The following is a 9,405-nucleotide window of genomic DNA, read 5'->3' as shown; positions in this document are numbered from 1 at the left end:
GCCCCGCTGAGCCCAAGCCGGATTTGCCCCACCGGCTCGCCGGTCCCCCGGCCTAGCCCGTGAACTCCCGTGGGCCGGTTGGTGCCTGGGGGCGTCTTTAAGGAAACAACCGTATCCACCTGCACGTCCGAAGCGTTCACGTCCACGGGAAGGACCTCCACGCCGTGCCGACGCGCGTCGGCCAGCAGGGACTGCGGCGAGTAGAACCCCATCGGCTGGGCGCGCAGCAGGGCCACGCAGAACTCCGCCGGATAGTGGTACTTGAACCACGCGGAGTAGTAGACCAGGGAGGCGAAAGACTGCGAGTGTGATTCCGGGAAGCCGTAGCTGGCGAAGGCCACGATCTTGTCCCATAGGCGGTCGGCCACCGCACCGCGGATTCCGTTCTTCGCCTCCAACCCCTGGTAGAAGCGCTTCTTCACCCGCTCCATCTTCTGCGGCGAGCGCTTGGATCCCATCGCCCGACGCAGGGTATCGGCCTCGGCGCCGCTAAAGCCCGCGGCGTCCACGGCCATCTGCATCAGCTGCTCCTGGAACAGCGGGATGCCCAGGGTTTTCGTCAGGGCGGGCTCCAGGCACGGGTGGTCGAAGGTCACGGGCTCCAGGCCATTGCGGCGGCGAATATAGGGGTGCACGGAGCCGCCCTGGATGGGCCCGGGGCGGATCAGCGCGACCTCCACCACCAGGTCGTAGAAGGTGCGCGGCTTCAGGCGCGGCAGGGTGGACATCTGCGCGCGGGATTCCACCTGGAACACCCCCACCGCGTCCGCGCGGGCGAGCATCGCGTAGACCTCCGGCTCCGTGGGGTCCAGCCGCCACAGCTCGACCTCCCGGCCCCGGTGGGCGCGCACCTGGTCCACCGCGTGGTGTAGCGCCTCCAGCATGCCGAGCCCCAGCAGGTCGAACTTCACCAGCCCCACAGCCGCGCAATCGTCCTTGTCCCATTGCACCACCGAACGGCCTTCCATCCGCGCCCATTCCGTCGGCACGACCTGTGCGATCGGGCGGTCGCAGATCACCATGCCACCGGAGTGAATACCCAGGTGGCGAGGGTGGTTCAGCATCTGCTCGGCCAGGTTTCGTACTACGCCGGGGGTTTTCTCCGGGTGGCGGGTCCAAGCATCGATCTGGCCCGGCGCGTAGCCGAGGGAGCGCCCGGCATCGCGGGTGGCGCCGCGGCGGCGGTAGGTGATCACGTTCGCCACCTGCGCAGCGTTTTCGCGGCCATAGCGGGAGTACACGTACTGGATCGCCTCCTCGCGCCGCCCGGATTCGATGTCGAGGTCGATGTCTGGTGGCCCGTCGCGCTCGGGGGAAAGGAAACGTTCGAAGAGCAGGCCGGAGGCCACAGCGTCCACCGTCGTGACCCCCAGCGCAAAACACACCGCGGAGTTCGCCGCGGATCCTCGCCCCTGACAGAAGATGTTGTTCTCGTGGCAGAAGGAGACGATGTCGTGGACGATCAGGAAGTAGCCGGGAAACCCCAGCTGCTCGATGGTTTCCAGCTCGCGGTCGATGGTGGCCCAGGCCTGGTTGGCAGCGGCGGAGGAACCGCGCTGGCCGTAGCGCTGCTCCCCGCCGCGTTCGGTGATGGCGCGCAGCCAGGTCATTTCCGTGTACCCCTCCGGCACGGGGAAGTGCGGCAGGTTCGGCGCTACGAGATCTAGCGTGAAGGCGCATTCTTCGGCAACCTGCACGGAGGTCTCCACGGCGCACGCCAGCCACTCGCAATCGCCCGCAAGCTGCAGCATCTCCTCGCCCGAGCGCAGCCACGAGCCGCCGACCGGGTGGGTGGTCGGCTCCGCGGCGGCCATATCTTTCCGCTCGCGCAGTGCGGCCTTCGCCCCGGCCAGCCGGGAGTACTGAGGGGTGGCGCACGTCGGGGCGCTGCTGACGATCTCGCGTAGGCCGTGGCGCACTGCCAGGGCGTGGAGACGCTCGTTGCGGTCGGCGTCGGCGGGGTTCATCGTGTGCTGCAGCTCCACTACGACGTTGTCCGCGCCGAAGAGATCCACGAGCTGCGCGTCCGTCCTGCGCCAATCCAGCAATACCAGCCAGTGGCCGCCGGCTGCCTCTGCCAGCTGGGGAAGGCTAGGGTACCGGACGGAGTCTTTGTCCGGATCAGCCATGCGGGCGTCCGAAATAACCCGGCTGAGCCGCGTGTAGCCTTCGCGCCCCTTGCACAGCACCGTGAGCGGCATGTCGAGGCTCAGCTCCGCGCCGAATACCGTGGCGAGGTCCGCTTTGCTCTCCGCCACTGCCGTAGCGAAGCGCGCCGCCCCGTAGAAACCGTCGCGGTCCAGGCATGCAAGCGCGCTTAACCCGAGGTCACGGGCCGCCTCAACCATTTGTTCGGGCTGACTCGCGCCACGCAGAAAGTTGTAGGCGCTGCAGGCATGGAGCTCTGCAAAGGGGGTTGTTGTTTCTTTTTGTGACGCCCCCTCGGCCCCAGTGCCTTCCGCCTCCGCAGGGGCAAGCGGCGTGGGGCGCCGTTGACCTTCCCCCACTCCGACCGCGCGGAGGTTCTGTAGCCCGGCTCCTCTGCCGGATAACACGCTTTCAAGCTGCGCCCAGCTAAGCGGCTGAGCCAGGGAAAAGCTCCTGGATTGCGGCTTGCGCAGCGAGCGGCGGGGTGCAGGGTTCGATTCGCTGGCGGGGTCATGAGGTTCAACAGACACAAAGAAATTATAGAACACACATTCTATTACTCGCTAGAGCGAACAAACTCTTCGAAAACAGTCGAAACTGAGACTAGACCAAGTTGTTCATTTTGGATTAGAGTGCTACTTTAATCGCACAGTTCAGCCCGGACATTCGACAGAGCACCGGGCTCCATGATTATCCAGGAGGATCCCATGTCCCTTCGCCGTAAAGTAGCAGCCGGTGTAGCTGCAGCAGTTATGGCCTTCAGCTTAACCGCCTGCGGCGGTGACGACGACACGATCAAGGTCGGCACCACCGACCAGGGCCAGAAGCAGTGGCAGGTGTTTGAGGAAAAGGCCCAGGAAGAAGGCCTGAACGTGGAGCTGGTTCCGTTCGGCGACTACAGCCTGCCGAACCGTGCACTGGCCGACGGCGAGATCGACGTCAACAACTTCCAGCACCTGATGTTCCTGGCTGACTACAACGTCAACAACGACTCCAACCTGGTGCCGATCGGCGCTACCGAGATCATCCCGCTGGGCGTGTACTACCAGGACCACAGCGAGGTCAAGGACATCGAGGAAGCCGGCGAGGTTGCCATCCCGAACGACCCGACTAACCAGGGTCGCGCTCTGCACGTGCTGGCATCCGCTGGTCTGGTGAAGCTGAAGGACAACAAGATCCTCTCCCCGACCCCGGCCGACGTCGACGAGGGTAAGTCCAAGGTCAAGGTCACCCCGGTGGACGCAGCCCAGACCGTGACCGCCTACAAGGATGGCACCCCGGCCGTCATCAACAACTCCTTCCTGGAGCGCGGCAACATCGACCCGAAGTCCGCCATCGTCGAGGATGATCCGAAGGCAGAGGCTGCAAAGCCGTTCATCAACGCCTTCGTCACCACCGAGGAGAACAAGGACGACGAGGATCTGAAGAAGCTCGTCGAGGTCTGGCACTCCAAGGACGTTCAGGATGCACTGAACGAGCAGTCCAAGGGCACCTCCGTCCAGGTTCAGATGGGTCCGGAGGAGCTGGCTAAGGTTCTGAAGGACACCGAGGACCAGATCAAGAAGTAGGCCCAATCGGCACTACTAACCCCAACTCTCAAAAGAGGTTCCCTATGGCGACAGACGCACAACCTAGCGTCGACCAGCCCAGCGCCGACAGCACTGGCAATACCGGCACGGAGATCGTCTTCCGCGACGTGACCAAGGTCTTCAAGCAGGGCAAGAAGGAAATTCACGCCCTGCAGGACATCAACACGCAGATCGCGGCGGGCTCCATCGTCGGCATCATCGGCTACTCCGGCGCCGGCAAGTCCACCCTTGTCCGGCAGATCAACGGCCTGGATCGCCCCACCAGCGGGCAGATCCTGCTGGATGGCCAGGACATCGTTCCCCTGCCAGAATCGCAGATGCGCAAGCTGCGCAGCGACATCGGCATGATCTTCCAACAGTTCAACCTGTTCTCCTCCCGCAACGTGGCAGGCAACGTCGCCTACCCACTGCGCCTGCAAGGCATGCCCAAGCAGCAGCGGGAAGAGCGCGTCAAGGAGCTGCTGGAGTTCGTCGGCCTGTCAGACAAGGGCAATGCCTACCCGGAGCAGCTGTCCGGTGGCCAGAAGCAGCGCGTCGGCATCGCCCGCGCGCTGGCCACCAACCCCAGCCTGCTGCTGGCCGACGAGGCCACCAGTGCGCTGGATCCCTCCACCACCCGCGACGTGCTGGAGCTGCTGCGTAAAGTGAACCGCGAGCTCGGCATCACCATCGTGGTGATCACCCACGAGATGGAGGTTGTGCGTTCCATCGCCGACTCCGTGATCGTGATGGAGAACGGCCGCATCGTGGAGCAGGGCAGCGTCTACGAGGTATTTTCCAACCCGCAGACGAAGACTGCCGCCAACTTCGTGGCCACCTCGCTGCGCAACACCCCCGACATGGTCGAGGCGGAGGCACTGCAGTCCGAAAACGGCCGACTCTTCACTGTGACCATGGCCGAGGGAATCGGGTTTTTCGATGCCATCTCGAAGCTGTCCGCTGCAGGGGTGACGGTAAACATCGTCCACGGTGGCGTCACCACCCTCCAGAACCACAGCTTCGGCCGCCTTACCCTGCGCCTGACGCCCCACAATGCCGACGGCGAGAAGGCGATCGAGGAATTCCACGGCCACATGCAGGATTCCACCGAGATTGAGGAGATCCGATGAACACGATGACCCTCGCGCAAATGGATTGGGACCGCTACGGCAATACTTTCCAGAAGGCGATCTTCGAGACGCTGTACATGGTCTCGATCACGCTGCTGATCTCCTCGGTACTGGGCCTGATCATCGGCCTGCTGCTGTACACCACCCGCAAGGGCGGCATTCTGCAGAACCGGGTGGTCTACTGGATCACGAACTTCCTGGTGAACTTCATCCGCCCGATCCCGTTCATCATCTTGCTGACGGCAATCGGCCCGCTGACGGACCTGGTCGTGCAGAGCCGTATCGGTACGGAAGCGGCCATCGTCGGCATGGTCGTAGCCGCCACCTTCGGCGCTGCGCGTATTTTCGAGCAGAACCTGGTGGCGATCGACCCGGGCGTGATCGAGGCCGCCAAGGCGATGGGTGCCTCGCCGCTGAAGATCATTTTCACCGTGATTATCCCCGAGGCGCTGGGCCCGCTGATCCTGGGCTTCACCTTCATGTTCATCGCCATCGTGGATATGTCCGCCATGGCCGGTTACATCGGTGCAGGTGGTCTGGGTGACTTCGCGATTGTCTACGGTTACCGCTCGTTTAATGACGCCGTCACGTGGACGACCGTTGCAGTGATCATCGTGATCGTGCAGATCGCGCAGCTGGGCGGAAACTGGCTGTCGAAGAAGATCATGCGCCGCTAGTCAGCACGCGCTGCTAGAGAGCACGAAACCCCGGGTGCTAGTTCAGAATGAACTGCCCCCGGGGTTTTGTTGTGCGTTTAGAATTCCGCGACCCACGTCACGGTCTGCTTGGGGCCCTTGCCGCAAGAGGGAACGGAGGTTCCACCTGGGTGCGCGCTCAGGCGGACCGTGATTTCTTGTTCTGTGCCCGTTTCTGGGCCAGCTTCTGGGTTCACTTCCGCCGCAACGGTCACGACGCGCACCTCGGTGGCGGAGTCTGTGTCTCTGGCCGCTTCCGGCTTGGTCACGTGCATGCTGGCGAGCTTGACGGGGCGGCCTTCGCTGGCCAGCTTCTCCGCCACGGCCAGCTCCGCGGCCTGGCCGACCGGATCCCAGACCCCGCGTCCGCGGCAGCCCTCCAGCCACAGCTCGCCTTGCTTGGCGCGCTCCAGCATGCTGCTGGCACCCGTGGTGCCGAGCTGGCCGTAGGAGTAGTTGTGGGGCAGCAAGATCATGGAGGGGGCGAAGCGGTGACCCTTGGTGTGGGAGGATTCCCAGACCATCTGGCCGTACTTGGCGGTGAGCTCGTCGGCTACCGGGCGGCCGAAAACCGCGCAGCACTTGTCGCGCTTGCCGTGGGTGCACACCAGCAGCAGTGGACCGTCGATGCGCTGGCCACCGGCGGCGCCGGGGGCGCTAAGGTCGAGGTCCAGAAGCGCTTCGGGGCCAGAGACTTGAAGGCTTTCGAGGATGGGCGTGGGGTCGTCGTCGTAGCCTTCGGCCCAGCTGATGTAGAGCTGCCGGGTGGAGCTGGCTGCGCGCTGCTGGCCTTCGCGACCGGGGCGGCGGATGAACTGCAGCTGGGCACCGTTGTCCTTGAGGAACTTCTCGACCTTTTCGGTGAGCTCCTCCCCTAGCGCGGTGCCGTCGAGAATGTCGTGACCCCAGTTGGTGACGAACTCGAGTGCGAGGATGATCTTGCCCGGCTTGGCGGTGCCGGGAAGAGCCTCGTCGGTCTGCTGGGAGCACATGTCCGCGTAGATTCCGCCGGAGACCTGAGTAGTGGTGGGCTGTCCGGTTTCGGGCTGTCCGGCCTGCGCGTTTCTAGTTGTAGGCATGCCTACAACAGTACCAAGTTGGAAGCTGCAGGCGGGCTAATAAGTCGCTTCGATCCGCCACTGCTTCCCCTTGCATACCAGCAGGAATGCGTGGTCTTTGGGGGCGCCTTTGTGGTATCCGCTGTGGGTTTCCTCGCGGGCTGCGATCTGCAGCCGTGCGTAGCGCTTCCCCTCGGCCCACCAGTGCTCGTCGACCGGCCAGGGGCCGGCCCACCCGGTGATGCGGAGCCGCCGGGCACCCCAGCGCAGGGTTTCCGGCGGGGAACTCATCAGGCCACGGCCGGTGACGTACACGGCATCGCCGTGGCGGTCCAGCAGCGCCAGGCGTGCTGCGGGGTGCGCGGCGCTGGGGTTGCGTTCGCTGGGGCCACGGCCGCCGGAGTTGTGACCGCTAGCACCGGGGGTGCCATCATCACTGGTCGGCGAGCCGATCAGCCCTGGCAGAGGGGGCAATAGCTGCCCTTCCCATTGGCGGGTCGGCAGGGCGGTCACTGCCTCCGGGTCGTCCTCGCCATAGGGCACGGTGGCGATACGTCGGGCTACGGCACGGCCGCCTCGGTGGATGGGACGGAGCACGCGGTTCATACCGATCAGTGCTTGCGCCCGCCCGGCGGCGGCGCGGGCGGCACGGATGCCTTCATCCGGCCCGCCCCACAATGGCGCGGCCAGGCTGCCCGCCGGGATGGTCTCCACAGGTACGAGTTCGATACACGTCACCCCGACGGTGTTGTCCGCCCAGTCGGCCTCGACGATCTCTCCGTCGACTCCGTCTAGCCCGTCGCCGTGCACCCCCGCTCCGCCAGCGTTCCCCGGACCGGCGCGCAGCCGGGTAAGCCAACCGTCGAGCTGCCAGCGCACCCGCTGAGCGGTGTCTTGCTCCGAGAGTGGTTCGCGGCAGCGCCACAGTCTCTCGATGACGGTTGGTCCGGTGTATCCCACCGGGGGTTCCAGGTAGGCCCGCACGGCCAGACGCAGGCAGGCCTCGCCGGCGGCGAAGAGCTTGTTGTGCAGCGCAGTGGCCACGTGCCGGGCAATGAATGCGGCGGTTTCGGTACGTGCGATGGGCTCATCGGCCTCATAGCGCAGCTCTAGGTCTTCCCGTTGCCGCCGGGGTGCCACATCCCGGTCGATGTGCCCGCTGGCGATGCGGTGCCACTCCACGGCCTCCTGCCCGAAGCGCGCGGCCACGTCTGCGCGTGGCAGTTCAGCAAAGTCACGCATCGTACGTAGCCCTAGCTGCTGCAGTGTGGCGCTGAGGTGTGCCGGGGCGCGCAGCTCCGGTTCGATGCTCAGTACACTGATCGGCAACCCCGCAATGAACTCCGCACTGCCGCCCACGGGGATACTCTTGCCCAGCCGGGCCGCCCATACCGCCGAGACCAAGTCATCGGCCACGCCGGCCAGGCAGTCGGCGTGTATCCGCGCGGCGGCATCCAGCAGTTTCTCCACCGCGTTGGCCTCGTCGCCGTAGTACCTGGCTAGCGCGTCCACCGGGAAGGCAAGCAGTCCGGGGCGTAGCGTCTCCACGACTGCGCTGACGTCCTGCAGCGCGGCCAGCACGTCCTCGTGTACTGAGGCCTGTCGGGTGGGATCGTCCGCCGCGACGTTCAGCTGTGGGTACGCCGCCAGGGCATGCCGCTGTTTCATTCCGATCCTGATTCCCTGGGTGCGTGCGGCCGCATTGCAGGCCAGCACCCGGTAATCGGCGATCACCGCGGCGGGCGCCAGCACATCCCACCCGCGCGATTGTGCCTGGACGTACACCGGCCAATCCGGGAACCACAGCACCGCCACCCGCCTGTTGTGGGTCGCAGGTGCCTCCCGCACCGCGCTATCCGGAGTACGCATGTGCCGTATCCTCTGTGCCCGCTGTGTCCGCTGTGTCCGCTACGCTCTCTGCACCAATCACATCCTCTGCACCAATCGTCGCCCGCACCGCACTCGGCGGCTGAGCCTTACCCCACACGCGCCCCGCGACCTCCACAGCGCGGATGCGCCCACTCCCGCGCCTCAGCCCCAGCACACCGCATACCTGCAGCTCCACGTGCATCCTGGCCTGCGGCCACGCCTTTCCACACACCAGCAAGGCACATTCGCTCTTCCACAACCGCGCCTCCACGGGGCGCGCGAAGGTCGGGCTCACGGAACCGCCACTGCTCCGTCCACTCTGCCCACTCTGTCCGCCCTGTTTGCCGAGCTGCCCACCCGCCGCAAACAGCACCACATCCATCCCTTCCACCAGCGTGCCCAGCACCGCCGCCGTGTGCGGGGTGGAATCCGGCACCAGCACCAGCCGCTCCACGTTGCCGCCAGCAGCCGCCACCGCCGCGATCGCCAGCCGCGGATAATCGACCACCGCCACACACATCCCCTGCGCCGTCAGGTGCGCCAGCACATCCACCAGCACTGCCGGACAATCCGAAATTTGCGTCGCCTGTCCACGTGCCACCCCGCCACCCGGCAGGTGCTCGGCCAGCCACGCCGGGACCGGTGCGACACGCACGCTGTCTCTTCTTTGTGCTTCTTTTCTTTGTGACGCCCCCTTCCCCGCCGGTGCCGATTCCAGTACCGCAGCACTCGAAGCGCTGGCCATCGGGGCTCCCCCGGATTCGATCTGCTGCATCTTGCGCCGCAAGCTGGCAATCGTCGCCTGCGCCGCAGATTCTCCTGCAGACTGCGCCATGGTTGCCACCTCCCTTCCCTTTTTTCGACACCGCATGTTCTATCAGCGTCCATGTACAGGACTACTCCGCACACAACACATATTAGAACACGTGTTCTAACT

General features: G+C 65.2%; 7 protein-coding genes. 3 read left to right on the top strand and 4 right to left on the bottom strand.

The window, feature by feature from the left end:
* On the bottom strand, positions 1-2,621 hold a 2,621-nt coding region (locus MHX63_RS04185; RefSeq protein WP_304504257.1), incomplete at its 3' end, for an error-prone DNA polymerase.
* Positions 2,622-2,855: 234 nt separating this feature from the next.
* On the opposite strand from MHX63_RS04185, the gene MHX63_RS04180 reads away from it, so the two are divergent.
* From MHX63_RS04180 to MHX63_RS04170, 3 genes are read left to right on the top strand one after another with little or no spacing between them, the layout of a single operon-like run.
* A complete protein-coding gene (locus tag MHX63_RS04180; protein ID WP_239387356.1) occupies positions 2,856-3,716 on the top strand; it encodes a MetQ/NlpA family ABC transporter substrate-binding protein in 861 nt (286 codons plus the stop codon).
* Between the two features lie 44 nt (positions 3,717-3,760).
* The gene (locus MHX63_RS04175; RefSeq protein WP_239387355.1) at positions 3,761-4,846 is read left to right on the top strand and encodes a methionine ABC transporter ATP-binding protein; all 1,086 of its coding nucleotides are present in this window, start codon (positions 3,761-3,763) and stop codon (positions 4,844-4,846) included.
* Positions 4,843-5,523 carry a methionine ABC transporter permease gene (locus MHX63_RS04170; RefSeq protein ID WP_034984925.1) on the top strand — a complete coding sequence of 227 codons (681 nt, stop codon included), beginning with the start codon at positions 4,843-4,845 and terminating at the stop codon, positions 5,521-5,523. Before MHX63_RS04175 ends, MHX63_RS04170 begins: the two co-directional genes overlap by 4 nt.
* A gap of 77 nt (positions 5,524-5,600) precedes the next feature.
* Here MHX63_RS04170 and MHX63_RS04165 read toward each other — a convergent pair whose 3' ends face one another.
* Genes MHX63_RS04165 through MHX63_RS04155 form a run of 3 tightly spaced genes read right to left on the bottom strand, consistent with a single transcriptional unit; the run spans position 5,601 to position 9,303 of the window.
* Positions 5,601-6,620 (bottom strand): sucrase ferredoxin, encoded by a 1,020-nt coding sequence (locus MHX63_RS04165; protein WP_239387354.1) that lies wholly within the window; start codon positions 6,618-6,620, stop codon positions 5,601-5,603.
* Between the two features lie 36 nt (positions 6,621-6,656).
* Positions 6,657-8,468 carry a DNA polymerase Y family protein gene (locus tag MHX63_RS04160; protein ID WP_239387353.1) on the bottom strand — a complete coding sequence of 604 codons (1,812 nt, stop codon included), beginning with the start codon at positions 8,466-8,468 and terminating at the stop codon, positions 6,657-6,659.
* Complete coding sequence (locus tag MHX63_RS04155) at positions 8,452-9,303, bottom strand: hypothetical protein (RefSeq protein ID WP_239387352.1); 852 nt, start codon at positions 9,301-9,303, stop codon at positions 8,452-8,454. Before MHX63_RS04155 ends, MHX63_RS04160 begins: the two co-directional genes overlap by 17 nt.
* Between the last annotated feature and the right edge of the window lie 102 nt (positions 9,304-9,405).

The sequence above is a fragment of the Corynebacterium sp. ACRQK genome (genome assembly GCF_022345965.1).
In the GTDB taxonomy this organism is placed as follows: domain Bacteria; phylum Actinomycetota; class Actinomycetes; order Mycobacteriales; family Mycobacteriaceae; genus Corynebacterium.
This window is presented reverse-complemented; position numbering and strand designations above follow the sequence as displayed.

Excerpts from the sequence above, each read along its gene's own strand:
- MHX63_RS04180 (WP_239387356.1), top strand. The coding sequence starts at position 2,856 with ATGTCCCTTCGCCGTAAAGTAGCAGCCGGTGTAGCTGCAGCAGTTATG.
- MHX63_RS04175 (WP_239387355.1), top strand. The coding sequence starts at position 3,761 with ATGGCGACAGACGCACAACCTAGCGTCGACCAGCCCAGCGCCGACAGC.
- MHX63_RS04170 (WP_034984925.1), top strand. The coding sequence starts at position 4,843 with ATGAACACGATGACCCTCGCGCAAATGGATTGGGACCGCTACGGCAAT.
- MHX63_RS04165 (WP_239387354.1), bottom strand. The coding sequence starts at position 6,620 with ATGCCTACAACTAGAAACGCGCAGGCCGGACAGCCCGAAACCGGACAG.
- MHX63_RS04160 (WP_239387353.1), bottom strand. The coding sequence starts at position 8,468 with ATGCGTACTCCGGATAGCGCGGTGCGGGAGGCACCTGCGACCCACAAC.
- MHX63_RS04155 (WP_239387352.1), bottom strand. The coding sequence starts at position 9,303 with ATGGCGCAGTCTGCAGGAGAATCTGCGGCGCAGGCGACGATTGCCAGC.